This window comes from Kitasatospora sp. NPDC059408 (genome assembly GCF_042751525.1).
Classification (GTDB): domain Bacteria; phylum Actinomycetota; class Actinomycetes; order Streptomycetales; family Streptomycetaceae; genus Kitasatospora.
This window is the reverse complement of the sequence record NZ_JBHYWI010000003.1, coordinates 200,020-224,797: the sequence shown is the minus strand read 5'-3', so window position 1 is coordinate 224,797 and position 24,778 is coordinate 200,020. Positions and strand designations below refer to the sequence as shown.

Here is a 24,778-nt window from a genome sequence, read left to right as displayed (position 1 = left end):
CTCCCGAGGCGCCGGGCCCGGCCCGCACCGCACCACACCATCGCGCTGATGAGAGGAGACCCGTGATGACCGCGGCCTTCGAAGAGTTCGCCCGCCGCGCCTACGGCAGCCTCGACCACCCGACCTACCACCGGATCGGCAAGCTGCTCGAACAGGACCCGTACCGCCCGTTCCGGGCGTCCCTCCCGTCGTCCTGGCAGGTCGAGGACATCACCGACGACAACTGCGACGTCGGCTCGGTCTGGCGGATCGGCTGGGCCGGCGGCGGAGCCGTCCTGCGCCTGTCCGTCATCGGGCCGTACGCCACGGCCTTCGCCCTGCACCCCGACGGGTACGAGACCGACCGGTGCCTCTTCCCCGCCCCCGGTGCCCCGGCCGCCCGGGCGTCCGCCGCGGAGCCCGGCACCGAGGTGCACCGGCTCGCCGCACTCACCCGCGCAGCCGGCTTCGCCCTGCTCTCCGCACCGGAGCTGGCCCGTACCGTCCCGCTCCGGCTCCCCGACGCGGACGGCCCCGTCACCCTCTACGAGGCGCTGTTCTGCTTCGCCTGACGGGCGGCCGTCCTGCTTCAGCGTTCCGCGTCGGCCCGCACCGCGTACGGGACGAACGTGCTCGTGTGCTCGTCGACGGCCAGCGGCCGGCCGATGGCCGGGGCGGAGCGCTGGGGGCAGGCGGGGCGCTCGCAGACCTTGCAGCCGAGGCCGATGGGGGTCGCGGCGGCCTCGTCGGCCAGGTCGAGGCCGGCGGAGTAGACGAGGCGGGCCGCGTGCCGGAGCTCGCAGCCGAGGCCGATCGCGAAGGTCTTGCCCGGCCGGCCCCAGCCGCCGGGTGAGCGCGTGACGGCGCGGGCGGTCCAGAGGTAGCGGCGGCCGTCGGGCATCGCGGCGACCTGGACGTGGACGCGGCCCGGGGAGGCGAAGGCGTCGTAGACGTTCCACAGCGGGCAGGTGCCGCCGGTGCGGGAGAAGTGGAAGGCCGTGGCGGACTGGCGCTGGAGACGTTCCCGGCGCGGTCGACCCGCACGAACGAGAACGGCACCCCGCGCAGGCCGGAGCGCTGCAGGGTGCTGAGGCGGTGGCAGACCGTCTCGTAGCCGACGCCGAAGTGGTCGGCGAGGTGCTCGATGTCGTAGCGGGCGGACTCGGCAGATGGGCTCCGGCATCGCCGAGGTCTTCGCCCGCGCCGGCCTGGACACCATCGTCTGCGAGAGGGACCCGGCCGCCCTCCGGGCCGCCCGCGGCCGCATCGACCGCTCCCTGCACCGCGCCGTCGACCGCGGCCGGATCAGCCCGACCGACCGCGAGGACACCTGGGCCCACCTGCTGTTCGCCGACGACCTCGAAGCGCTCGCCGACCGCCAGCTCGTCGTCGAGGCCGTCATCGAGGACGAACGCGTCAAGACGGACGTGCTCACCGCGCTCGACAAGGTCCTCGCCGACGACGACGCGGTCCTCGCCACCAACACCTCGTCCATCCCGGCCACCCGCCTCGGCAACACCACCGGCCGCGCCTCGCACGTCCTCGGGCTGCACTTCTTCAACCCGGCCCCGGTGATGCCCCTCGTCGAGCTCGTCTCCTCCCTGCACACCTCCCCACCCGTCCTGGCCCGCGCCGAGGCCTTCGCGCGCGACGTCCTCGGCAAACACGTCGTCCACTCCCGCGACCGCGCCGGCTTCGTCGTCAACGCCCTGCTCGTGCCCTACCTGCTGTCCGCGATCCGGATGGCCGAAGCCGGCCACGCCACCCCCGAGGACATCGACGCCGGCATGGTCCACGGCTGCGCCCACCCGATGGGTCCGCTCCGACTCGCCGACCTCATCGGCCTCGACACCGTCGAGGCGATCGCTCGGTCGATGTACGACGAGTACAAGGAGCCGCTCTTCGCACCCCCGCCCCTGCTCTCCCGCATGGTCGAGGCGGGCCTGCTCGGCCGAAAGACCGGGCAGGGGTTCCACCCGCACCGCGGGGTGTGACCGAGCGGGCCCCGCCGGTGTCCAGGCCTCTGTCGCGGAGGGCCGGACACCGGCGGGGCCTTGTGCTGTCCCCGGGGAAGGGGGTCGGATCAGCCCGCCAGTTCCTCGCGCAGGTGGCGGGCGGCAGCGACCAGGCTGTCGAGGGAGGCGCGGGTCTCCGCCCAGCCGCGGGTCTTCAGGCCGCAGTCGGGGTTGACCCACAGGCGCTCGGCCGGGATCGCCGCGAGGCCCGCGCGCAGCAGCGCCACGGCCTCCTCGGTGCTCGGCACGCGCGGGGAGTGGATGTCCCACACCCCCGGACCGACCTCGCGCGGGTAGCCCGCCCCGGCCAGTTCCCCGGCCACCTCCATGTGCGAGCGCGTCGCCTCCAGGGAGATGACGTCCGCGTCGAGCTCGTCGATCGCCGTCATGATCGCACCGAACTCGGCGTAGCACATGTGGGTGTGGATCTGGGTGTCGGCGCGGACCCCGGAAGTGGCGACGCGGAAGGACTCCGTCGCCCAGTCCAGGTAGGCCGGACGGCCGGCGGCCCGCAGCGGGAGGGTCTCGCGCAGGGCCGGCTCGTCGACCTGGACGACGGCCGCACCGGCGGCCTCCAGGTCGGTGACCTCGTCGCGCAGGGCGAGGGCGACCTGGCGGGCGGTCTCGGCGAGCGGCTGGTCGTCGCGCACGAAGGACCAGGCGAGCATGGTGACCGGGCCGGTCAGCATGCCCTTGACCGGGCGGTCCGTCAGGCCTTGCGCGTAGCGGAACCAGCCGACGGTCATCGGGTGCGGGCGGGAGATGTCCCCGGCCAGGACCGGCGGGCGGACGTAGCGGGTGCCGTAGGACTGCACCCAGCCGTGCCGGGTGGCGAGGTAGCCGGTGAGCTGCTCGGCGAAGTACTGGACCATGTCGTTGCGCTCGGGCTCGCCGTGGACGAGGACGTCGAGGCCCGCCTTCTCCTGGTAGGCGATGACCTCGCGGACCTCCGCCTCCATGCGCTCCCGGTAGGCGGCGGCGTCGATCCGTCCCGCGCTCAGGTCGGCGCGCGCGAGGCGCAGTTCGGTGGTCTGCGGGAAGGAGCCGATGGTGGTGGTCGGCAGCAGGGGCAGGCCGAGGCGGGCGCGCTGGGCCTCGGCGCGCTGCGGGTAGGCCTGGGCGCGGCGGGTGTCGTCGAGGGTGACGGCGGCGGAGCGGGCGCGGACGGCCGGGTCCCGGGTGATCGGCGAGCCGGCCCGGGAGGCGAGGTCGGCGCGGTTGGCGGCGAGATCGGCGGTGATCGCCGCGGTGCCCTCGCGCAGGCCGCGGGCCAGCAGCGCCGCCTCCGCGGCCTTCTGCTTGGCGAAGGCGAGCCAGCGCAGGATCTGCGGGTCGACGTCGCGTTCGGCGGAGGCGTCGATCGGCACGTGCAGGAGGGAGCAGGACGGCGCGACGTCGATCCGGTCGGCGAGCCCGAGCAGGGTGGCCAGGGTGGCGAGCGACTGCTCCAGGTCGTTGATCCAGATGTTGCGCCCGTCGATCACGCCGGCCACCAGCCGCTTGCCCGGCAGCCCGCCGGCGGCGGCGAGGTCGTCCAGGTTGGCGGCGGCAGGTCCCGTGAAGTCCAGCGCCAGGCCCTCGACCGGGGCCTTGGCGAGGACCGGGAGCGCCTCGCCCAGACGGTCGAAGTAGCTCGCGACCAGCAGCTTCGGACGGTCGGCCAGCGCACCCAGCTCGCGGTAGGCGCGGGTGGCGGCGTTGAGCTCGGCGGGGGTGCGGTCCTGGACGAGCGCGGGCTCGTCCAGCTGCACCCACTCGGCGCCGGCGGCCTTCAGAGCGGCGAGCAGCTCCGCGTAGACGGGCAGCAGCCGGTCGAGGAGGGTGATCGGCCGGAAGTCGTCGTCGACGCCGGGGGCGGGCTTGGCCAGCAGCAGGTAGGTGACCGGCCCGACCAGCACCGGGCGGGCGGCGTGACCGAGCGCGAGGGCCTCCCGCAGCTCGCCGACCGCCTTGGCCGGATTGGCGGCGAAGGCCGTGCCCGGTCCCAACTCGGGTACCAGGTAGTGGTAGTTGGTGTCGAACCACTTGGTCATCTCCAGCGGAGCGACGTCCTGGGTGCCGCGCGCCATGGCGAAGTACCCGTCCAGCGGGTCGGCATCGACGGCGTCGCGGTGGCGGGACGGGATGGCGCCGACCGCGACGGTGGTGTCCAGCACGTGGTCGTAGAGCGAGAAGTCCCCGGTCGGGATCTCCTCGATGCCGGAGTCGGCGAGCTGCTGCCAGTTTCCCCGGCGCAGGTCGGCGGCGGTGGCGAGCAGCGTCTCGGCGGTGACGGCGCCCTTCCAGTACCCCTCGATCGCCTTCTTGAGCTCCCGGCCCCGGCCCTGGCGGGGGTAGCCGTACGCGGTGGCGAGGGTCGCCGCGGCTGCGGACTTCGTGGTCAAGGGACTCTCCTTCGCGAGTCTGTCTCTCAAGCACCCGGCGACGGGACGAGGACGCGAAGGGATGACGCACCGGGCGAACCGCTGCGCGGGCAGCTCCGCCTGGTGTGGTCGCCGACCCGCCCTCGAGGTCACCGGATGGCCGCGCGCGAACGGTCGCACGCGGGCAGCGGGCAGGTCTTCGGACTCGCGGGCACGGCCGGCCCTTGAAGGGCGGTCACCTACTGGCCGTCGCTTCCCAGACCCGGCCCGGGCCCAGTGCGTATGACGGCGGTCGTTCCCACTCACCGCTGCGGGGCAGTCCCGGACTGGCCAGTTGAATGGCGTCACCGGGTTCCCTCTTGCGACGCCCCGCCTGGCGGACGGGGCGAACCAGCTGCACGGCCAGCCTACGGCCTATCCGCGGTCGCTTCGTCGGGGATTCGGCCATTCGTCCGGATGCTGAGACGACGTCAGGAGACGACGTCGGGATTCGGCGCCACCGCGGACGTGCCGGTGGGGCCGCAGTCGGCCGCGGCCCCACCGGTCCTATCTGTCCTATCGGTCGTACCTGTCGTACCTGTGGTGCTCGGTCGGTCAGGAGGCGTTGAGGGCCGTGTCGTCGATCACGAAGCTGGTCTGGAGCGAGGCGTCCTCGGTGCCGGTGAACTTGATGGTGACGCTCTGCCCGGCGAAGGAGGAGAGGTCGTAGGTGTGCAGGGTGTAGCCGTTGGCCGCGTTGACGTTGGAGAAGGTGGCCAGGGTGGTGGAGTTGGCCTGGACGGTGAGCTTGTCGTAGGCCGTGGTGCCGGTCTCGGCGGTGTCGATGTGCAGCCAGAAGCCGAGCGACGCCTTGCAGCCGGCCGGGATCGTGACGGTCTGGCTCAGGGTGTCGGTGTGGCTGCTGCCGTAGCCGTCGAGCCACGCCTTCCAGGAGCCGGAGCGGGCGGCCTCGCTCGCGGAGTTGTCGATCACGCCGGCGGTCGCGGTCCAGGGCGAGGCGCTACCCGTCTCGAAGCCCGGGTTGCCGAGCAGCTGGCCCGCACCGGTGCAACCGCCGCCCGGGGCGGACACGGCCCAGGTGAAGCTCGTCGAACCGGAGGCGTTGGTGGCGTCCTTCGCCGTCACCGTCACGTTGTACGTGCCCGCCGTCGACGCCGTGCCGCTGATCAGGCCGCTGGAGGCGTCGATGGACAGCCCGGTCGGCAGGCCGCTCGCGCTGTACGTCAGGCTCTGGCCGGAGGCGGAGTCCGTCGCGCGGATCTGCAGGGAGGCGGCGCTGCCCGTGGTGGTGCTCTGGCTGCCCGGGTTGGTGACCGTCACGGTGTTGCCCGTGCTGCTGCCGGCCCGGAAGGCGGTCGGGCCGTTCGGCGTGCCGAGGCCGGTCGGGCCGTCGTAGCCGGGGCCCGCGGTGCACAGGTAGGACGGGGAGCAGGTGCCGTTGGCGCCGCTGGTCACGTCGTTGAGCGCACCCGTGTGCTGGTACGGGTACTGGGACGGGTAGTCGCTCGCGCCCGGGGTGCCGGCGTCGGCGTAGACGGCGGCGATGATCGGCGACGAGGCGCTGGTGCCGCCGTAGACGGCCCAGCCGCTGCCGCCGTAGGTCTGGTAGACGGCGACGCCGGTGGCCGGGTCGGCGACCGCGGACACGTCGGCGACGGTCCGGTTGGAGCAGCCGCTGTCGCTCTGCCAGCTCGGCTTGGGGTCGTAGGCCGAGCAGCCGGAGCCGGCGCCGTTGCCGCCCGAGCTGGAGCCCCAGACGGTCTCGTGCCAGCCCCGCGCGCTGGAGTCGCGGGTCAGCGAGGTGCCGCCGACGGCGGTGACGTACTGGGAGGCCGCCGGGTACTCGGTGCCGTAGCCGGAGTCGCCCGAGGACACGGTGATGGCGACGCCGGGGTGGTTGAAGTACTGGCTGTCCGAGGAGGTGTCGGTGGAGTCCTCGGGGCCGCCGTAGCTGTTGGACACGAACTTCGCGCCCTGGGCGACGGCCTGGTTGACGGCGGCACCGAGGTCGGCCATGTTCGCCGAGCTCGCCTCGACCAGCAGGATGTGGGCGTTCGGGGCGGCGGCGGAGACCATGTCGACGTCGAGGGAGATCTCGCCCGCCCAACCGGTGTCGCCGGCCGGGTAGTTGGTGCCGCCGTTCTGGTCGATCTTCTTGAAGCAGCCGTTGGCGGTGGTGCACGCAGGCAGCCCGTACTGCGCGCGGTAGGTCGCCAGGTCGGACTCGGCGTTGGGGTCGTCGTTGGCGTCGACGATGGCGACGGTCTGCCCGGCGCCGCCGTTGGTCGACAGGCCGTAGGCGCTCTGCAGGTCGGTCGGCCCGAGGCCGGACGGGTTCACGTCGGGCGAGACCGCGCTGAGGGAGAACGCGTGCGGCTGCACCACGTCGGTGCGCACCAGGGCGTCGCAGGACTTCTGGTGACGCTGGGCCGGCTGGGCGCAGGAGTGCCTGACGTTCGCGCCGGAGGTGGCGGCCGTGGCGCCGGCCGGCGCCGCGACGGCGAGGCCGGCGGCCACCACGGCACCGACGGCGAGCGTCGCGGTGGTGGCGCGGAGTCCGCCGTGCCGCAGGGCGGTGTGGATGAGCTTGTGCAACGGAGCCCTCCCGGATGGGGGTCGGCCCCGGGCGTGCGGACACGCCGATGTGAGGCGGCGGGGTCGCGTGCAGGCCCGGGATGAGGGGAAACGCGCACGTGCAAACGGCTGCCCGGAAGTTCGGTACGGCCGTGGGGCGTCGGCCCGACGGGGTGACGGAGGCCGTTCCGAGCTGAGGATGTCCAGGACATGCCAGGGGGTGAGTTGCGGGAGCCGTCATGGCTCCGGCGCCTGAAAGGTAGCGAAGCCCGGACCGGTGGACAAGGCGGGTGTCCATGCCATGACCGAGGCTTTGACCGCCATGACCTGGTCTTGACCAGGCGTCATGCCGCCACTGGCGGCCACCCGCCAACCCGCCGGGCCGGCCTGGGGTTTGCCACGCACACGGATCGCCCGAGGTCCGCGCGGGTTGCGGGAGCCGCGCCAGGCCCCCGCCGCACCGTCAGCGCACCGCCACCGGGCGCACCGGGTGCTTGCTCAGGATCGACACCCGGTTGAAGGCGTTGATGGCGATGGCCACCCAGATCACCGCGGAGATCTGCTCGTCCGTCAGCGCCTCGCGCGCTGCGGTGTAGGCCTCCTCCTGGAGCGCCGCGTCCGCCGGGGTGGTGGTCGCCTCGGCGAGGGCGAGTGCGGCACGCTCCTGCGGGCTGAAGAGCTGGGTGTCGCGCCAGGCCGGGAGGGTGCCCAGGCGCTGCGTGGTCTCGCCGACCTGCAGGGCCGCCGCGGTGTGCACGTTGAGGCAGTAGGCGCAGCCGTTGATCTGGGACACGCGCAGGTTGACCAGTTCCACCAGCCGCCGGTCCAGCCCGGCCCTCGCGGCGGCCTCGCCCGCCGCGTCGGCCGTGGCGCGCATGGCACGGAAGGCCGCGGGGCTCTCCTTGTCGACGAACACCCGGCGGCGTGCGGGGGCGGCGGTCACGGTCGTAGTCACATCGCTCACGGGAACTCCCTGGACGTTTTCACTGTCGGGCGGCACTGCGCCATGGCATGATAGTCGAAGATAGTTGAAAGTAGAACTTCTTAGGAAGCGAGCACACCGTGACCACCACCGGCACCAATCCTGCCGAGCCGCACGCCGGAACCGGGGAGACCCGCCCCCGGGTGGAGATCCTGCCCGCCCGGGACGTGCCGCTGGGCGGGCCGCGGGCGATGACGGTGCGCCGGACCCTGCCCCAGCGCTCCCGCACGCTCATCGGCGCCTGGTGCTTCGTCGACCACTACGGCCCCGACGACGTCTCCGACACCGGCGGGATGGACGTCGCCCCGCACCCCCACACCGGCCTCCAGACGGTCAGCTGGCTGTTCAGCGGCGAGATCGAGCACCGGGACAGCCTCGGCGTCCACGCCTACGTGCGCCCGGGCGAGCTCAACCTGATGACGGGCGGGCACGGCATCAGCCACTCCGAGGTCTCGACCCCCGCGACCACCGTCCTGCACGGCGTCCAGCTGTGGGTGGCGCTCCCGGAGCAACACCGCCACACCGCACGGGACTTCCACCACCACGCACCGCGGCCCGTCACCCTGGACGGCGGCGAGGTCCGCGTGTTCCTCGGCACCCTCGCCGGCGACACCTCCCCCGTCCCCACCTTCTCCCCGCTGCTCGGCGCCGAGCTCACGATCCACCCGCACGCGACCCTCACCCTGGCCGTCGACCCCGCCTTCGAGCACGCCCTGCTCGTCGACCGCGGCGACGTCACGCTCGCGGGCACGCCGGTGCGCCCGGCCGAACTCGGCTACCTGGCCCCCGGAGCCACCACCATCACCCTCGCCAACACCGGTGACGAGCCGGCCCGGACGGTCCTGATCGGCGGCACGCCGTTCGAGGAGGAGATCGTCATGTGGTGGAACTTCATCGGGCGCTCTCACGAAGACATTACCCGAGCGCGCGAGGAGTGGATGAGCTCCGCGGACCCCGACCGCTTCGGCGCCGTCGAGGGCTACCCCGGCGACCGCCTGCCCGCCCCCGAGCTCCCCGCGATCCCCCTGAAGCCACGCGGACGCGTGCGCTGACCTGCTGTTTCGCCGGGCGGGGAGGGGTCGGCGAGACCCCCTCCCCGACCCCTCCACCTGTGGGTGGACGAATGACGGCCCCGTTCGTCCACCTGCGGGTGGTGGCGGGTGACTGCGCCGCCGGAGCAACCTTGCCCCATGGATTCCCTACGCTCGGTAACCACCTGGCTCACCGACACGTGCGTCGCGGTCTTCTTCGCCGCCTGGATCGCGGGCGTCCTCTACTTCGCCGTGGCGGGCGGTTCCGGCATCCGCGGCTGGCTGCACGGGCTGCGCCGCTCGATGCTCCGCCGCGTCCTCCTGGCCGCCGCCGTCTACGCGCTGTTCGCCCTGCTCGACCGGACGCAGGGCTTCTGGCACCACCTCCGGTACTGGCAACCGGAACTCGCCGTCGTGGGCTCCCTGCTGGCCCTCGCCTCCACCGCCCTCCTCCTGTGGGCCCGTTGGGTCCTGGGCACGATGTGGGCCAGTGTTCCCGCCGTCCAGGAGCACCACGAGCTGCGCACCGACGGCCCCTACCGCATGGTCCGCCACCCCATCTACACCGGCCTGCTCGGCCTGCTCGCCGGAGGCAACCTGGCCATCGGCTTCGGCGTCTGGATCGCCTACCTCCTCGCCGCCGTCCCCTGGCTGCTACTGAGGGTCCGCGCCGAAGACGGCATGATGGCCGAGCAGTTCGGCACGGACCACGCGGCCTACCGCAGCCGCGTCCCGGCGCTGATCCCGCGCCGCCGGCCACGCTCGGGTCCACCCGGCACCCGACTGCCTTGACACCCGGAGGCACTCGGCCCGGCCCGCCCGTAACACGTGCGAGACGGGTTCGCGGACGGTAGGGACGGATGCAAACGGGCGACCGGGCAGAGCGTCGCACGGCATGGTGTCCCGTTGGTGATTCCTCTTCGTGATTTCCTCCTCATCCTCGATGATGGGCATGCCAATCCGCCTCGCTGGATGGAGATTGACGATGCGTCAGGTATTGATCGTCCGGCGTGCCGCCGCGTTCACGGCCGCTCTGGCACTGGGCGTCGCGCTCGCCGCTCCGGCCGCGTTCGCCGGAGCGCTGCCCGCAGGCCATCCGGCGGCGGCCGAGCTCGGGGCGTACTGGACCGCCGCCCGGATGGCTGCCGCGCTGCCCGCCGACGCCGAAGGGGAGACACAGCCTTCGGCGGACGGGCCGCAGCCCGGCGAGTACATTCCGCCGAGCCGGAGCTTCGACGGGATCCCGCAGGCCGGGGCATTCTTCTGGACCGACGCCAACGGCACCGGCCGCACGTGCAGCGGCTCGGTGGTCCGCAGCCCCGGCCGCGATCTCGTGCTCGGGGCCGGACACTGCCTCAAGGGGTACTCCGGCACCTCACCGGCGCGCCGACTGGGGTTCGTGCCGCAGTACCACGACGGGCTGAAGCCGTTCGGCATCTTCCCGGTCGCGGAGGACGGCGTGTACGTCGCGCGGGAGTACTACGACCTCGGCGCCCACGCGGGCGCCGCGTACGACTTCGGCTTCGCGGTCACCGCGCCGAACCAGGACGGCGAGCGTCTGGAGGAGGTCACGGGCGGCGTCCAACTGCTGACCGACACGGGGTACTTCCACGCACCGGTACGGATGATCGGGTATCCGGCCGGCGCGGAGAAGCCGCTGGGCTGCTGGAGCTGGACCACCGAATGGGCCAGTGACGACCCGGCGGACCCCGGGACCTTCCCGCGCATCGCGTGCGACGGCTTCACGGGCGGGACCAGCGGCGGGCCCATGCTGGTGCCGTGGCCGGGCGGCTGGGCGGTGGTCGGGGTCATCGGCGGCTACCACACCGGTGGCAACACACCCCAGGTGTCCTACAGCGCCTACTTCGGCAGCGCCACCCTCGCCCTGTACCGCGCGGCGGTCACCGGCACACCGCCGGCGGGCCCTGCCGCCTGACGTTTCGGCGGGCCGGTTGTCTCCGAAAGCCAGTGCGGCGGCGCAACGTTGGCGGTCGCGGCCATCGCCCGACCGTCCGGGTCGGATCACACTTGTCGCACTCCGGACCGTGACGAAGGGGAACGAGCCATGACTGCGCGGCGGTTGAGAGCACACGCGGCGGGCGCCGCGATGGTGTTGCCGGCGCTGCCCTGCCCCGCAGCGGCACACGCCGCCGGCGGCCAGGGGCCGGACGGCCTGCGGGACGTCGTCCTGGTCGGCAACAGCCAGTCCGGCACCGTCTTCTACGCGTCGTACTGGCCGCTGGCCGCTTGGGGTCCGCTGCTCGGCATCCTGACCGTGCACTACTACCGCCGTCGCAAGGCCGCCGAATCGGTCGGCATGCGTGAGGACGGGGCACCGTCGCCCGCAGTGACGGTCAGTCACTAGAACAGGGAATCAGAGCCAACCACACCTGCGGACTACGGCAGGGTCCACCGCTTGGTTGTCCCCGCCGTCGCAGTCCCACAGTTCTACGGGCGTGCCGTTCGCGGTGCCCTGGCCGGTGACGCGCGGTTGAGAGCCCGGGCCACGGTGGCCAGGCGCCCCAACCTGGCGCCGGGCCGCTGCCGGGCCGTCAGGCCCGGGCCTCGGGCCGGTCCTCGGGCCCGGGCCACCCACCGGTCGCAGGCCGTAGCCGTGCGCGGCCGCCAGGCCACCTTGTGCGGGTCCAGGTTTCCAGGCCCCGGAAGATGGCCCGGCGGCCGGTCCGCCGGACTCGTGCCCGTTCCGTGCACGTTCCCGTCGGCGACCGGGCTCAGCCCAGGGGCTGGTCCGGCACCAGCAGGCGGGAGAGCTCCTCCGCGATGGGGGTGGTCAGGTTCTGCACCTGCTGGTCGGTGGTCGGCGAATACGTGGCGGAGACCGCGATCGACAGGTCCTCGGACGGCAGGTACGCCATGATCGCGGCGTAGCCGGACAGGGAGGGGTTCTGCACGATCCAGCCGTGCACGATGAGGGCGGACATCCCGAAGTGGATGTCCTGGGTCTGCGGCATGCAGACGTCCTTCGGGCAGGTCGGCGTCGCCTGGCCCAGCCCGACGGTGCCCGGGTCGAGCAGGGTCTGGTAGCCGTCGCGCGAGAGCGTCTGCCCCGAACCGATCCCTACGCCCGCCCGGGCGAGGTCACAGATGTTCATGTTGATGACCGCGCCCGGCGCCGTGGTCCAGGAGGGGTTCCAGAACGTCGACTCCTCGTACGTGCCGCGTTCGTGCGTGAAGGCGTGCAGCACGGGGGTGGGGAGGTCGGGGGTGTAGCTGTTCGATGTCGCGTGCAGGCCCAAGGGGCGGTAGATGCGCTGCTCCAGGAGGTGGTCCAGCCGGGTGTGGGTGATCCGCTCCAGCGCGAGGCCGAGCAGCTGGAAGTTGGCGTGCGAGTAGCTGAAGTTGGTTCCCGGCTTGTAGAGCTGGACGTCGAGGTCCGCGTAGTGGAAGACGTCCTGGGGCGTCCACTGCTTGAACGGATGGGCCTCCAGGTCCGTGAGGAAGCCCTGGTCGGTCACGTAGTCCCGGAAGCCGCTGGTGGTGTCGCCGAGCTCGCGCAGGGTGATCTCGTCCGCGTGGGGGATCTCGGGAAGCCAGCGTGAGATGGGGTCGTCGAGGCTGACCTGCTTCTCGTCGACGAGCTGCAACAGGATCGTGCCCATGAACGCGATGCCGACCGAGCCCGCGCGGAAGCGCATGTCCGGGCGGGCCGGCACCTCGGTCATCGACGGACCGACCGCGCCGGTCCACAGGTCGCGCCCGTGCTGGGTCACCCGGGCGATGACCGCCCGCAGGTTCAGATCGCGCCGCGCATTCTCGACGACGTCGCGGATGGCGCGGCCTTGGCCGTCGACCGGTTCCGGGGAGGCCACGCACTCGGACCCACGGTGCCTGGCGGAGTCGGCGGCATCGGCGGGTCCGGCCGCGCCCGCGATGAGAGGTACGGAGGACACCAGCAAGGCGGCGGCGCACAGCAGTGCGGTTCTCTTACGAGTCATGCTTCACCATGGCCGCGCCACTCACTGCAAACCGCACAGGACACCACGACAACCACTCCGATGGCGCATGCCCGGTGATGGACCCGCGATGCGTGGGTGCCTCCGGTACCTGTTCAAGCCGTAACCGCATCGGATGGCGCATGAGGCGCTGGCCTTCACCAAGCTGTGAAGACCAGCGCCGGGCCGCGCGCGTGGCCGCCGGAGCGTGCGCTACCTCGGTGCGGTGAAGCCGCCGATCCTCTCTTCCAGGAGCTCGGCCAGCTTCAGCGGGGTCCGGTCCTCGAACATCGGGCCGATGATCTGCACGCCCACCGGGAGGCCCTCGGGGGACCGCCCCGCGGGTATCGCGGTGGCGGGCAGACCGGGCATGGTGGCCATCCCCGCCCAGACCAGCTGGTCCAGGTACGGGTGTGCGACGCCGTCGACGTCGAGCCGGCGCGCCCTCAGGTCGGGGGTGTGGTCGTGCGGGAACGCCGGGGTCGGCGTGATCGGGCACACCACGGCGTCGTACTCGGCGAACAGCCGCCGCCAGCCGTGGCGGTGCAGCTCGCGGCGGCTGTGCGCCACCATCCAGTCGCGGTGGCTGAGCACCATGGCGCGCAGCCGCACCGCGTCGAGGCTCAGGTCGTCCGGGCTCAACGCGGCGGCGAGGGTGAGCAGTTCCTCGTACGTCTCGACGGGGAAGTGTGCGGTGGAGGACGACATCAGGAGCTGGGTGTAGAGCCTGGCGGCCTCCGCCGGATCGGGCAGCAGCGGGCTGTGCCGGTCGACGCGGGCGCCGCCTTCGAGGAGCGCGGCGGCCACCCGGTCGATTCCCGCCCGCACGGCGGCGCCGGTCGCGATGTACGGGTGCTCGTCGAGGACCAGGACCCGGAAGTCGGCCAGCCGCTCGTGGCGCGCGGGCGGCAGCGCCAGGTCGTACGCCACACCGAAGGTCAGCGGGTCCGGCCCGGCCATCACGTCGAGCAGGAGCGTCAGGTCGCGGGCCGTGCGCGCCATCGGGCCGACGACGGCGAGGTCCAGCTCGGCCGGCAGGACCGGCGCGGACGGCAGCGCCATGCCGCGGGCCGCCGCCAGCCCGAGCGTCGGCTTGTGGGCGTAGATGCCGCAGAAGTGCGCGGGGGTGCGCAGCGAGCCGGCGATGTCGGAGCCGATGGACAGCGCGCCGAACCCGGAGGCCAGGGCCGCCGCCGACCCGCCGGAGGAGCCGCCCGACGTACGGGTGTGGTCCCAGGGGTTGCCGGTGGTGCCGTAGATGCCGTTGAAGCTCTGGATGTCCTGCAGCCCGACGGGCACGTTGGTCTTGCCGAGCACCACCGCGCCCGCCGCCCGGAGCCGCGCGACCTGCACCGCGTCCTCGGCCGGCAGGTGGTCGCGGTGCTGCGGGAGGCCCCAGGTCGTGGGGAGCCCGGCGACGTCGTAGGACTCCTTGACCGTCACCGGGATGCCGAGCAGCGGCCGGTCCTCGCCCCGGGCGAGCGCCTCGTCGGCGCTGCGGGCGGCCGCGCGTGCCCGGTCGAAGTCCGGTACGCAGATCGCGTTGACCGCGCCGTCCTCCCGTTCGATGCGGGCGATCGCCGCGTCCGTCAGTTCCACCGAGGTCACGTCGCCGGAGCGCAGGGCGGCCGCGAGGTTCTCGGCCGATTCGAAGTTCCAGTCCATGAGCCGGACCGTACAGAGGGGCCGGAGGAGCCACGAAATCCCTTTTCGCGCAACGGGTTCGGGCAGCCGCACCATCGTCACCGGTCGCCCTACCCGGACCAGGGTGGCCTGGGCCGCCCCGATGCCCAGGAACGTGATCACACGCGGCCGCGTCGGCGGGAGCGACCCGTCCTCCGGGTCGGTCCCGCCGACCAGCACGGACACGTACACTTACCGCTCGTGGCGGACACCCAGTACGAAGACCTGTTGAAGCACGTGCTCACCACCGGGACGGCCAAGGCCGACCGGACGGGCACCGGCACCCGGAGCGTCTTCGGACACCAACTGCGCTACGACCTCTCGCAGGGGTTCCCGCTGATCACCACCAAGAAGGTGCACCTGAAGTCCGTGGTGTACGAGCTCCTGTGGTTCCTGCGCGGCGACTCCAACGTCGGCTGGCTCCGCGAGAACGGCGTCACCATCTGGGACGAATGGGCCGGCCCCGACGGCGACCTCGGCCCCGTCTACGGCGTCCAGTGGCGCAGCTGGCCCGGCCCCGACGGCCGGCACATCGACCAGATCGGCCAGGTCCTCGACACCCTGCGCACCGATCCCGACTCCCGCCGGATGATCGTCTCCGCGTGGAACGTCGCCGAACTGGACGCGATGGCGCTCGCCCCGTGCCACGCCCTGTTCCAGTTCCACGTCGCCGACGGCAGGCTCTCCTGCCAGCTCTACCAGCGCAGCGCCGACCTCTTCCTCGGCGTCCCGTTCAACATCGCCAGCTACGCCCTGCTGACCCACATGGTCGCGCAGCAGGTCGGCCTCGCGCCGGGCGACTTCATCTGGACCGGCGGTGACTGCCACATCTACGACAACCACGTGGAGCAGGTGACGGAACAGCTCGCGCGCACGCCGTTCGACTTCCCCGAGCTGCGCCTGCGGCAGGCCGACTCGCTCTTCGACTACGCCTACGCGGACGTGGAGGTGGTCGGCTACCAGCACCACCCGGCCATCAAGGCACCGGTCGCGGTATGAGCGGCGACACGAGCAGCGACACGAGCAGCGGTACGAGCAGCGGCCTGAGGATCGGACTGATCTGGGCGCAGACCCCGGACGGCGTGATCGGCGCGGACGGCACGATGCCGTGGCACCTGCCCGAGGACCTGGGGCACTTCAAGGCGACCACCTTCGGACACCCGGTGGTGATGGGCCGCCGCACCTGGGAGTCGCTCCCGGCACGCTTCCGCCCGCTTCCGGGCCGCCGCAACATCGTGGTCACCCGCAACCCGCAGTGGGCCGCGGACGGCGCGGACCGCGCCGGCTCCCTCGACGAGGCCCTCCACCTCGCGGCCGCGACACCCCGGGCCGACGCCGTCGCCGAGACCTGGGTGATCGGCGGTGGGCAGCTCTACCGCGCGGCCATCGACCGCGCCGACGCCCTGTCCGTGACCGAGATCGACCTGTCGGTCGACGGCGACACCCATGCCCCGGCCATCGGCCCCGCCTGGACCGTCGCCGAGGACCACGGCCCGCAGGTCTCGGTGTCCGGCCTGCACTACCGCATCCGCACGTACACGCGCTGCGACACCCCGGCCTGACCCGCGCCCCTGGGCCGCTTCCCCGGTCGTTGAGGGCGCGCCCGTTCCGCGCGGGCGCATGGCCCTCGAACACCCGGCCCTCGAACACCCGGAAACGTGGACGACCGCGAAATGTGGCGGGGCCGGGCAACCCGGCGCGTCGGGAGTGCGGTCTGGAGGGCTGAGGGGGTGCTGATGCACACAGAAGAAGAGGCCGACTTCCAGGCCTTCACCCGGACCAGGTGGGCGCACCTGGTCCGAACCGCCTACCTGCTCACCGGCGACTGGCACCACGCCGAGGACCTGACGCAGACCGCGCTGGCCAAGGCCTACCGGTCCTGGCGGCGAGTCAGCCGGGCCGACAGCCCGGACGCCTACGTGCGCCGGATGCTGGTGTCCTGCAACAGCGACCGGTTCCGCAAGCGGCGGGTCGCCGAGCGGCTCACCGAGGCGCTGCCGGAGGTCGCCGCGCCGGGCGACACGGCGGGTCAGGTCGACCAGCGGCGGACGTTGCTGGACGCCCTGGCCACGCTGCCGACGCGGCAGCGGGCCGTCGTGGTGCTGCGCTACTGGGACGACCGGACCGAGGCGGAGGTCGCCCAGGCGATGGGCTGCTCGCTCGGCACGGTCAAGAGCCAGGCCGCCAAGGGACTGGCCAAACTGCGGGCTCATCCGGGGCTGGCCGTCGTACCCGCCGACCCGGGCCCCGGGGCGCCTCGCGGCCGTTCCGCACCGGGCCGGACGCCGTCCGGACTCGACGCTCGCCTCACCACCACGGCTGGAGGACGACGATGACCCAACCGGATTTCGAGGCGGCGCTCCGCGAGCAGCTCGTCGCCACGGTCGCGGACCGGACGCCGGGCGAGGCGCCCTACGAGGCCATCCGGCGCCAGGGCCGCGCGGCCCGCCGGCGCCGGACCGCCGCACTCTCGGCCGGGGTGGTCGTCCTGGCCGTGCTGTCGGGCGCGACGCTCCTCACGGCCCGCGGCCACTCGGACACCCGCCCGGCCACGGGGCTCGCCGGGACGGCGGACGACACGGCCGCCCCCTCCCCCGGCTCGACGCCCAACGCCACGCCCACGGCCAGCGCCACGCCCACGCCGGCCGGGCCGCAGCCTCCGGCGACGGCCGCGCAGCTGGCCGACGGCATCACCTTCGAGCAGGCCGCCACCGCGCTCGGTCAGTGCCTGGACTACGACAAGGAGATGCAGGCCCGGTGGCAGAGCCCGCCGCCGTCGGCCGCGCAGGGCACGCAGGGCACGCAGGGCGCACACCCGAACCGGCCCGTCCACGACGACGGGACCCTCGCCGACTACCGCATCCTGCTCGCCGTGAAGAGCACCGGGGACGACAACTCCCCGGGCGACGGCATCTCGGTCGTCGGCGTCAGCCAGGGCGCACACCCGACCCGGCTCATCTGCCACCAGACCGACGGCAAGACCTCCGGTCTCCAGTCCGGCAGCGCCGACCCGCGCGCGGGCGGCCCGGAGGGCCTGGTGAACCCGGACATCAACGGGGGCAAGCTGTACCGGCAGGCCATGCTCGACGGCCACGCCTGGAAGCTGCCGTACCGCTGGGGCAGCATCGGCACGTTCGCCCCCTCGGTCGCCCGGGTGAGCGTCTCGTACGGAGACGGACCGGCCGTGGACGCGGCGCTCGACCACGGCTGGTTCGCCGCCACCGGCCTCCTCACCGGCCCCGTGACCCGGACCCCGCACATCAAGGGCTACGACGGCACCGGGAAGCTGGTCTACGACTCCGACGACGACAAGGGCTACCAGAAGGACCTCTGACGGGTCGCCGCACAGCTCGGCCGACCCCGACCCCGCCCCGCGCCGCACTGCGCGGTCCTGTCCGATCGTCCAACACGTGGACGGCCGCGTGGTGTTGCACTCCAGTGGTCCGCACAGTGGAGTTCCGGTTGAATCGGATGCAGAAGGGCCGGGACGTTCCCACCTGGGACGGGCCGGCCCCCGCTTCCCGGCGCCGTCGTGCACGGTCCTGGGGCGCGGGACGTGTGCGGGCGCCCGGACCTCCTCAAGCGGGCCGTTCACCCACTCCCGCGTCTCCGGACGGTGCACGACGGCGCCGTTCGGGTTGCCGACAGGCACAGGGGTGAGGGCCGGGAACAGTCCCGGCCCTCACCCTTCTCCGTGCGTCAGCGGACGCCGCCCGTCCGCCTCCGGTGCTCGTCGAGCGCCTGCCACACCTTGTCCCGCAGGAACGGCGCCTCCGTGAACCGGATCCCCGTCGCGTCGCGCAGCGCGTTGGCGAAGGCGGGCGGCACCGGGTTGAACGGACTCTCGGACATCGACTTGGCGCCGAGCGGCCCGATGGAGTCCGACGTGTCGGAGAAGTGCACCTCCGTGCGCGGCACGTCCGCGTACGCGGGCAGCCGGTAGCGCCGGAAGGCGGCCGTGGTGACCTCGCCCCGGTCGTCGACCAGGACCTGCTCGAACAGCGTCGCACCGAGCGCCTGCGCCACGCCGCCCTCGACCTGGCCGCGGCACTGCAGGGGATTCATGACCTTGCCGGCGTCGGCGCCGTGGACGCTGCGCAGGATCCGCATCTCGCCGGTGTCCGGGTCGACGGCGATGCGGAACCACTGGGAGTTGAAGGCGATCGAGCGCGGCGAGCCGCCGAAGTGGCCGTCGGCGCTGAGCTCCACGCCCCGGCCGCGCGCCGCCTCGAACACCTCCTTGAGCGCGACCGCCCGCCCGTCGCACTCCACCGCGTCCGCGGTGAGCCGCAGCAGGCTGCGCGGCGTGCGGGCGTACTCGGCGGTGAAGCCGAGGATCCGCTCGGCGAGCGCGTTGGCCGCCTTCATCACCGCCTTGCCCGCGACGACGGTGCCGGCCGAGCCGAAGGCGCCGGTGTCGTGCTTGACGACGTCCGTGTCGGACTGCCGGATCGCGATCCGGTCCACGGTCGTGCCGAGCGCCCCGGCGGTGATCTGCTTGTGCACGGTGGTGGTGCCGTTGCCGAACTCCGCCGTGCCCACGGCGATGTCGTACGTGCCGTCCTCCAGGAGCTTGACCGTGGCGTCGGCGATGTGACCGCCGGGCGGGCCGCAGGCGATGGCCGCCATGGCGAAGCCCTGGCCCACCAGCCAGCCCTCGGGGGCGAGTTCGGCGCTGCTGTCGTTCGCGAGGGCGGTGCGGACGACGCCGAGGCACTGGTCGAGGCCGTAGCTGGCGATGTGGAGGTCCTCCTCCTCGCCGAGCGGGCCCTCCATGTGCTCGCCCGGGCCGATGATGTTGCGCTCCCGCAGCACCAGCGGGTCGATCTCCAGCCGCCGCGCGAGCTCGTCCATCGCCGACTCGACGGCGAAGGTGACCTGCCCGAGGCCGTAGCCGCGGAAGGCCCCGGCGGGCACGCCGTTCGTGTAGACCGAGTACGCGTCGACCTTCTTGTGCGGCGCGCGGTAGACGCCCATGGACTCGCCGACGCTGTGGAACATCACCGCCGGACCGTGGTTGCCGTACGCGCCGGTGTTGGACACGACGCGGAACCGGATGGCCGTGAGCGTCCCGTCCGCCTTCGCGCCGAGCTTGACGGTGATCGTGAACGGGTGCCGGGTGGTGGCGCCGTAGAACTGCTCGCCGCGCGTGAACTCCAGCTTCACGGGCCGGTGCAGCCGCATCGCCGCGAGCACCGCGATGTCCTCGGTGAGCATCTCCTGCTTGCCGCCGAACCCGCCGCCGACCCGGCCCGCGACCACCCGGACCTTCTCCATCGGCAGGTCGTACAGGTCGCACAGCGCCCGGCGGGTGAGGAACGGCACCTGGGTGGAGGACCGGACCACGATCCGCTCCTCCCCCGTCTCCCCAGGCTCCCCGGCCTCCCCGGGCTCTTCGAAGTAGACGACGCAGCCGTGCGTCTCCAGGCTGGCGTGCTGCACCCGCTGGGTGCGGAAGGTCTCCTCGTAGACCACGTCCGCCGCGGCGAAGCCCTGCTCGACGTCGCCCATCTCGCCGTGGGCCTCGCCGCAGACGTTGTTCTCCGCGCGGGCGATCCGCGACTCCGGCCCCTTGGGGTGGATCACCGGCGCGCCGGGTGCCATCGCCTCCTCCGGATCGAGGACGTACGGGAGCTGCTCGTACCCGACGACGATCCGCCGGCAGCCCTCCTCGGCCGCGCCCTCGCTCTCGGCGACCACGGCGGCGACCCGCTGACCGACGAAGCGGACCACGTCGTCGAGCACCCGGGTGTCGTCCGGGTCCTCGGTGGGGTGCTCGTGCCGGGCGGAGGAGTAGAGCTTGTCGGGGGCGTCCTCGTGGGTGAACACCGCGACGACCCCGGGCACCCGCAGGGCCGCCGAGGTGTCGATGGAGACGATCCGCGCGTGCGGGTGCGGGGAGCGCAGCAGCTTCATGTGCAGCAGGCCCTCGACGTCGAGGTCGAAGGTGTAGCGGGCGGTGCCGGTGACCACCTGCGGCCCGGCGGGCGCGCCGAGGCTGCGGCCGACGGCCTGGCCGGCGCACGGCGCCTCGGTGTGCTTGACGCCCCGGATGGAGTCCTCGATCGCCCGGTAGCCGGTGCAGCGGCACAGGTTGCCCTTGAGGGCGCGCGGCAGGTCGGCGCGCTTGTCGTCGTCGAAGCCCTCGGCGGAGGTGGTCATCAGCATGCCGGCCGTGCAGAAGCCGCACTGGAAGCCCTGGGCGTCCAGGAAGCGCTGCTGCATCGGGTGGAGTTCGCCGTCCTTGGCGAGCCCCTCCACGGTGGTGACGGAACGGCCCTCGGCGCGCAGCGCCGGGTAGAGGCAGCTGTGCACCGGGTCGCCGTCGACCTGCACGGTGCAGGCGCCGCAGTCCCCGGCGTCGCAGCCCTTCTTCACCCCGAACCAGCCGCGCTCGCGCAGGTAGGTGCGCAGGCACTGGCCCGCTCGCGGCTCGGCGTCGAAGTCCTCGCCGTTGACGCGGATGGTGTAGCTCATCGCCCGGCCTCCTCGACCAGCTCGCGGCGGATCTCCTCGGCGAAGCGGTGGGTCATGTGCCGCCGCCAGGCCGGGAGCCCGTGGATGTCGTCGAAGTACTCGTCGGGCCGGACGCCGTAGCCGACCGCCTCCCGGACGGCCTCGGCGTTCGGCGGGACGGCGAAGCGCAGCTGGATCGGACGGACGGTCGAGGCCGTGATCGTCAGTGCGAGTTCGCCGTCGACCGGGTCGACGGCGCCGATCAGCAGGGCGCCGGAGCGGCCGAGCCCGTACAGCGAGGCCTGGCGGAACGCCGTCCGGCTCGCCAGCGCGCGGGCGGGGACGGTGATCGAGCGCAGCAGCTCGCCGGGCCGCAGGACCTTGACGCCGGCGCCGGTCACGAAGTCCTTCACCGGCACCCGGCGCACCTCGCCCGTCTGGGACAGCAGGGTGCACACGCCGTCCAGGGCGGCGGTCAGCGAGATCATCGGCCCGGCCGGGAGCCCGTTGCACAGGTTGCCGCCGACGGTGGCCATGTTCCAGATCTTCCAGGAGGCGAGGAACGCGCGGCAGCACTGCTCGACGAGCGGCGCGGCCCGCCAGTGCGCCGCCCGGGCGAAGCGGGAGAGCTGGGCGATCGTGCAGGTCGCGGCGATCTCCAGGTCCCCCGAGGCGGTCAGCCGGAGCGGCTCCCAGCCCATCCGGCCGAGGTCGATGAGCCGGCGGATGTGCGGCTGCGGCTCGGAGAACAGGTACGTGCCCCCGCCGAGCCAGGCGTCCCCCGGGCGCCAGGTATCGCGACGCCGCGCGTCACGCAGCTCCACCACCGTGTTCAGGTCCACGTCCAACCACCGTCCTCGACCGTTCAGTAGGGCGATTGAAGCAACGGCGGGAGCCGGGAACGAGTGGGCTGGGATACCAGGGCCGTGAGGCCGGATTGGATGATCAACCAAGCCGTGCACCTCGCAGTTGCGACGCTACTACGAGCAGTAGCCTCGCGAATGCAAGGAGCAGCGGCCCGGGAGGGTGTCCCAGGCCGCCGCTGTCGTGTCTGTCCGCGAGGGGTCAGTACCGCGTGGTGACGGTCACCCCGCTGAACGCCGTCCGGGCGTAGAGGCTGATGTAGCGGTAGCCGGCCGTCGTGTTGGTGACGGTGAGGCTCTGGGTGGAGCCGTCGTTGAACGAAGCGCTCGTGTAGGCGTTGAGCGTGGCCCACGAGGTGGGGTTGTAGAGCAGGTAGGCCGTGCCGGTGCCGCCCTTGGTGGTGGCGGTCAGCGTGGTGGTGCCGGCCGGCAGCCAGATGTAGAGGTAGTCGAGGTTGCCCGCGGACGCGGACTGGTCGGTGCGGTAGCAGTTGCGGTCCATCACCCGGGTGTCGGCCGCGGTGCACGCCGTCGTGCCGTCGGTGACGGTGAGCGACTTGCTCGCGGTGGCGGTGTGGCCGCTGTCGTCGGTGACGGTCAGGGTGACGGTGTAGGTGCCGGGTGCGGTGTACGTCTTCGCCGGGCTGGCCGTGGTGGCGGTGGTGCCGTCGCCGAAGTCCCAGGCCCAGGAGGCGATCCGGCCGCCGCCGGTCTCGGTGGAGCGGTCGGTGAGCCGGACGGTCAGGCCGTCGGCGGTGCTGTCGAACGCGGCGGTCGGGGCGCCGCCCGTGGTGGCGCACGCACCGGCGGCGCAGGCGGTCAGCCAGGCGTCGAAGTCGGCGTCGTACGAGGTGCCGAGGGAGTTGTAGACGGCGTAGCCGCCGGGGTAGTCGCCGGTCCGGAAGTGGCCGAGCATCGCCTGGACGACGTCCGGGTGCTTCTCGACCATGTAGCGCACGGCGAGGTAGCCCCACGGGTAGGTGCGGGTGGTGTCGCTGTTGTCGTAGGTGTTCTGGAAGAGCGTGCTGAGCTTGTAGGTGTGCTTGGCGGCCTCGGACACCGCCTGGGTGTCGGTGACGCCGCGGTAGGTGTAGGAGACGTACTCGGCGACGCCCTCGATCCACCACACGTCGGGCACGGCGATCTGCTGCGAGAAGTTGCCCTTCATGTCGTAGCGGGCGTCGAGGGCGTGCGTGTACTCGTGGTTGAGGTTCCAGACGCGGGCCGTGAAGCCGTTGTCGGTCGGGTGGCGGTAGGTGATCGAGAGCGGCTGGTTGGCGGGGCTGGTCGGATCGCCCGTCAGCGTCATGCCGCCGTTGTTGGTGTCGATGCCGTAGATCGGCCCGGCGTAGGTCTGGTAGTCCGCCGGGCTGGCGAAGTTGACCAGTTGGAGCGTGGACTCGTACTGGCCGGGTATCGGGCCGTTGTCCTTGACGAGGTTGTGGACGAACGGGTCCTGGTTCTGCAGGCTCGCGCAGACGGCGTCCAGGTCGGCCGCGGTGAGGTCCTGCGCGCGGACGGTGTGTGTGGCGTCGCAGGTGCGGCTGATCGGCAGGGCGGCGGCGGTCAGCCGCTGGGGCAGGTCGCAGACGCCGTAGTACGAGCACTGGGCCTGGTCGTAGGCGGCGGCCAGCCCGGCGACGCCGACCCACAGCGGGGCGGTCGGACCGGTGATGGACGAGGCGTCGAGCAGGCCCTTCATCAGCGGGCGCACCTTGGCCTGGAGGGCGGGGTGCTCGATGAAGCGGGCGGTCTCGATGCCGGCGTTGGAGTCGAGGAAGGAGTTGGTGCCGCCGAGCAGGCCGCGGTGGTCGAGCGCGAAGGCGTCGAGGGTGTCGATGAGGCTCGGGTCGGCGGTGACGGCGTCGACGTAGTCCTGGTTCTGGTGCCCGCGGAAGATCGGGGTGAAGACGTCGTTGACGAAGTTGACCATGTACCAGGAGGAGTCGTACGCGGCGGTGTAGCCGTTCAGCACCCGCTTGTACGTGCCGAGGTAGCGGGCCTGCAGGTTCGCGCTGTCGGTGAGGATGACGGCCTCGCCCGCGATCTGCCCGTTCGCGTCGCTGACGTCCGTGAAGTGCGGGCTCGCGGTGAACGCGTCGAGGCCGCCCGCCACCGCGGTGGTGAGGGCGGAGTCGTAGGAGCCGACGTCCGCGGGGTGGTTGAACTGCACGTAGTACCCGGCGCGCAGGTAGAGCACCAGTGGCAGGATCCCCGTCGAGTCGTCCCCGGGGTAGGCGGAGGCGACGCCCTGGAGGGCGTTGGCGATCGTCATCATCTGGCTCTCGCGGAACACCCCGGACGCGTCGGAGCCGGCGATCCCGAAGAGCGTGTTGACGCAGTCGGGCGTCGAGGCCTCGACGAAGGAGACCAGCGCGGACCCGGTGCGGCCGCCGAAGTCGGCCGGGGTGCAGGACGCCGCGGCGAGCCGCGTGGCCGCGGGGGCGTGCGGGGCGGTCGCGGGCGCGGTCAGGGGGCTGCGCGGCGGGAGTTGGGCGACGGTGAGGGGGTGGTCCTGGACGGCCTCACGGCTCGCGGCGTCCCTGGCGGAGCTCCCGGTCGGCGGCAGGATGCGGGGGCCGTGCCCGGCGGACGCCGTGTGGCGTGCGGACGCGGGCGGGGCGCTGTCCGGGGCCGCGAAGCCCGGCGCGGCGCCCAGGCCGACGACGGCGGTACTCGCCGCGGCGAGGACCGCCATAGCCCTTGGCAGCTTGAAGAACTGACTCATCAACACTCCTGTGTGGGGGTGGGTCGAGCTGCCTCCGCGCGCTGTCCGTTGGGGGGTGCCCACCGAGGCATGTGAAATAACACATGTCACCGGTCACATAGGTCAAGACCCGGGCGTCAAGGTTCGCATCCGGACCGTTCCGAATCGCGAC

At 72.7% G+C, this 24,778-nt stretch carries 18 protein-coding genes, 1 pseudogene and 1 riboswitch; of the genes and pseudogenes, 10 read left to right on the top strand and 9 right to left on the bottom strand.

Annotated elements, in window-relative coordinates:
* The first annotated feature begins 65 nt into the window (after window positions 1–65).
* On the top strand, window positions 66–551 hold the full coding sequence (locus tag ACFXDE_RS04645; protein WP_380449087.1) for a hypothetical protein: 486 nt from the start codon (window positions 66–68) through the stop codon (window positions 549–551).
* A gap of 17 nt (window positions 552–568) precedes the next feature.
* Here the strand turns inward: ACFXDE_RS04645 and ACFXDE_RS04640 are convergent.
* A pseudogene (locus tag ACFXDE_RS04640) lies at window positions 569–1,149 on the bottom strand (short-chain fatty acyl-CoA regulator family protein); the annotation flags it as partial.
* Here ACFXDE_RS04640 and ACFXDE_RS04635 point away from each other — a divergent pair.
* Window positions 1,149–1,973, top strand: coding sequence for a 3-hydroxybutyryl-CoA dehydrogenase (locus ACFXDE_RS04635; protein WP_380490854.1), 825 nt, complete (start codon window positions 1,149–1,151; stop codon window positions 1,971–1,973). The pseudogene ACFXDE_RS04640 and the gene ACFXDE_RS04635 sit on opposite strands and share 1 nt — an antisense overlap.
* Window positions 1,974–2,062: 89 nt before the next feature.
* On the opposite strand, the gene metE is transcribed toward ACFXDE_RS04635, so the two are convergent.
* From metE to ACFXDE_RS04620, 3 genes are all read right to left on the bottom strand, one after another.
* Entirely contained in the window at window positions 2,063–4,378 is a 2,316-nt protein-coding gene (gene metE / locus ACFXDE_RS04630) for a 5-methyltetrahydropteroyltriglutamate--homocysteine S-methyltransferase (RefSeq protein ID WP_380490852.1), read from the bottom strand.
* 151 nt (window positions 4,379–4,529) lie between these two features.
* A riboswitch (cobalamin riboswitch) is annotated at window positions 4,530–4,767 on the bottom strand.
* A gap of 184 nt (window positions 4,768–4,951) precedes the next feature.
* Window positions 4,952–6,952 carry a putative Ig domain-containing protein gene (locus ACFXDE_RS04625; RefSeq protein ID WP_380490850.1) on the bottom strand — a complete coding sequence of 667 codons (2,001 nt, stop codon included), beginning with the start codon at window positions 6,950–6,952 and terminating at the stop codon, window positions 4,952–4,954.
* A 442-nt stretch (window positions 6,953–7,394) separates the two neighbouring features.
* Window positions 7,395–7,808 (bottom strand): carboxymuconolactone decarboxylase family protein, encoded by a 414-nt coding sequence (locus ACFXDE_RS04620; protein ID WP_380490876.1) that lies wholly within the window; start codon window positions 7,806–7,808, stop codon window positions 7,395–7,397.
* Window positions 7,809–7,993: 185 nt separating this feature from the next.
* Here ACFXDE_RS04620 and ACFXDE_RS04615 point away from each other — a divergent pair, with 185 nt between their 5' ends.
* The 4 genes from ACFXDE_RS04615 to ACFXDE_RS04600 all read left to right on the top strand — a co-directional run bounded on the left by ACFXDE_RS04615 (window position 7,994) and on the right by ACFXDE_RS04600 (window position 11,309).
* The gene (locus ACFXDE_RS04615) at window positions 7,994–8,965 is read left to right on the top strand and encodes a pirin family protein (RefSeq protein WP_380490848.1); all 972 of its coding nucleotides are present in this window, start codon (window positions 7,994–7,996) and stop codon (window positions 8,963–8,965) included.
* A 138-nt stretch (window positions 8,966–9,103) separates the two neighbouring features.
* The gene (locus ACFXDE_RS04610; protein ID WP_380490846.1) at window positions 9,104–9,736 is read left to right on the top strand and encodes a methyltransferase family protein; all 633 of its coding nucleotides are present in this window, start codon (window positions 9,104–9,106) and stop codon (window positions 9,734–9,736) included.
* 193 nt (window positions 9,737–9,929) lie between these two features.
* A complete protein-coding gene (locus tag ACFXDE_RS04605) occupies window positions 9,930–10,880 on the top strand; it encodes a trypsin-like serine peptidase (protein ID WP_380490844.1) in 951 nt (316 codons plus the stop codon).
* 129 nt (window positions 10,881–11,009) lie between these two features.
* On the top strand, window positions 11,010–11,309 hold the full coding sequence (locus ACFXDE_RS04600; protein ID WP_380490842.1) for a hypothetical protein: 300 nt from the start codon (window positions 11,010–11,012) through the stop codon (window positions 11,307–11,309).
* A 367-nt stretch (window positions 11,310–11,676) separates the two neighbouring features.
* Here ACFXDE_RS04600 and ACFXDE_RS04595 read toward each other — a convergent pair whose 3' ends face one another.
* Entirely contained in the window at window positions 11,677–12,900 is a 1,224-nt protein-coding gene (locus ACFXDE_RS04595) for a serine hydrolase domain-containing protein (protein WP_380490840.1), read from the bottom strand.
* Window positions 12,901–13,110: 210 nt separating this feature from the next.
* A complete protein-coding gene (locus ACFXDE_RS04590; protein WP_380490838.1) occupies window positions 13,111–14,562 on the bottom strand; it encodes an amidase in 1,452 nt (483 codons plus the stop codon).
* 219 nt (window positions 14,563–14,781) lie between these two features.
* Between ACFXDE_RS04590 and ACFXDE_RS04585 the strand changes: the two genes are divergently transcribed.
* The 4 genes from ACFXDE_RS04585 (at window position 14,782) to ACFXDE_RS04570 (ending at window position 17,914) form a co-directional block, all read left to right on the top strand.
* Window positions 14,782–15,579, top strand: coding sequence for a thymidylate synthase (locus tag ACFXDE_RS04585; protein ID WP_380490836.1), 798 nt, complete (start codon window positions 14,782–14,784; stop codon window positions 15,577–15,579).
* A gap of 44 nt (window positions 15,580–15,623) precedes the next feature.
* Window positions 15,624–16,142, top strand: coding sequence for a dihydrofolate reductase (locus tag ACFXDE_RS04580; RefSeq protein WP_380490874.1), 519 nt, complete (start codon window positions 15,624–15,626; stop codon window positions 16,140–16,142).
* Window positions 16,143–16,316: 174 nt separating this feature from the next.
* The gene (locus ACFXDE_RS04575; protein ID WP_380490834.1) at window positions 16,317–16,916 is read left to right on the top strand and encodes a SigE family RNA polymerase sigma factor; all 600 of its coding nucleotides are present in this window, start codon (window positions 16,317–16,319) and stop codon (window positions 16,914–16,916) included.
* Window positions 16,913–17,914 carry a hypothetical protein gene (locus ACFXDE_RS04570; protein WP_380490832.1) on the top strand — a complete coding sequence of 334 codons (1,002 nt, stop codon included), beginning with the start codon at window positions 16,913–16,915 and terminating at the stop codon, window positions 17,912–17,914. The genes ACFXDE_RS04575 and ACFXDE_RS04570 overlap by 4 nt, the downstream gene beginning before the upstream one ends.
* A 365-nt stretch (window positions 17,915–18,279) precedes the next feature.
* Here ACFXDE_RS04570 and ACFXDE_RS04565 read toward each other — a convergent pair whose 3' ends face one another.
* The 3 genes from ACFXDE_RS04565 to ACFXDE_RS04555 all read right to left on the bottom strand — a co-directional run bounded on the left by ACFXDE_RS04565 (window position 18,280) and on the right by ACFXDE_RS04555 (window position 24,627).
* Entirely contained in the window at window positions 18,280–21,057 is a 2,778-nt protein-coding gene (locus tag ACFXDE_RS04565) for a molybdopterin-dependent oxidoreductase (RefSeq protein ID WP_380490830.1), read from the bottom strand.
* The gene (locus ACFXDE_RS04560; RefSeq protein WP_380490828.1) at window positions 21,054–21,878 is read right to left on the bottom strand and encodes an FAD binding domain-containing protein; all 825 of its coding nucleotides are present in this window, start codon (window positions 21,876–21,878) and stop codon (window positions 21,054–21,056) included. The genes ACFXDE_RS04565 and ACFXDE_RS04560 overlap by 4 nt, the downstream gene beginning before the upstream one ends.
* A 223-nt stretch (window positions 21,879–22,101) precedes the next feature.
* A complete protein-coding gene (locus ACFXDE_RS04555; protein WP_380490826.1) occupies window positions 22,102–24,627 on the bottom strand; it encodes a collagenase in 2,526 nt (841 codons plus the stop codon).
* Window positions 24,628–24,778: the final 151 nt, after the last annotated feature.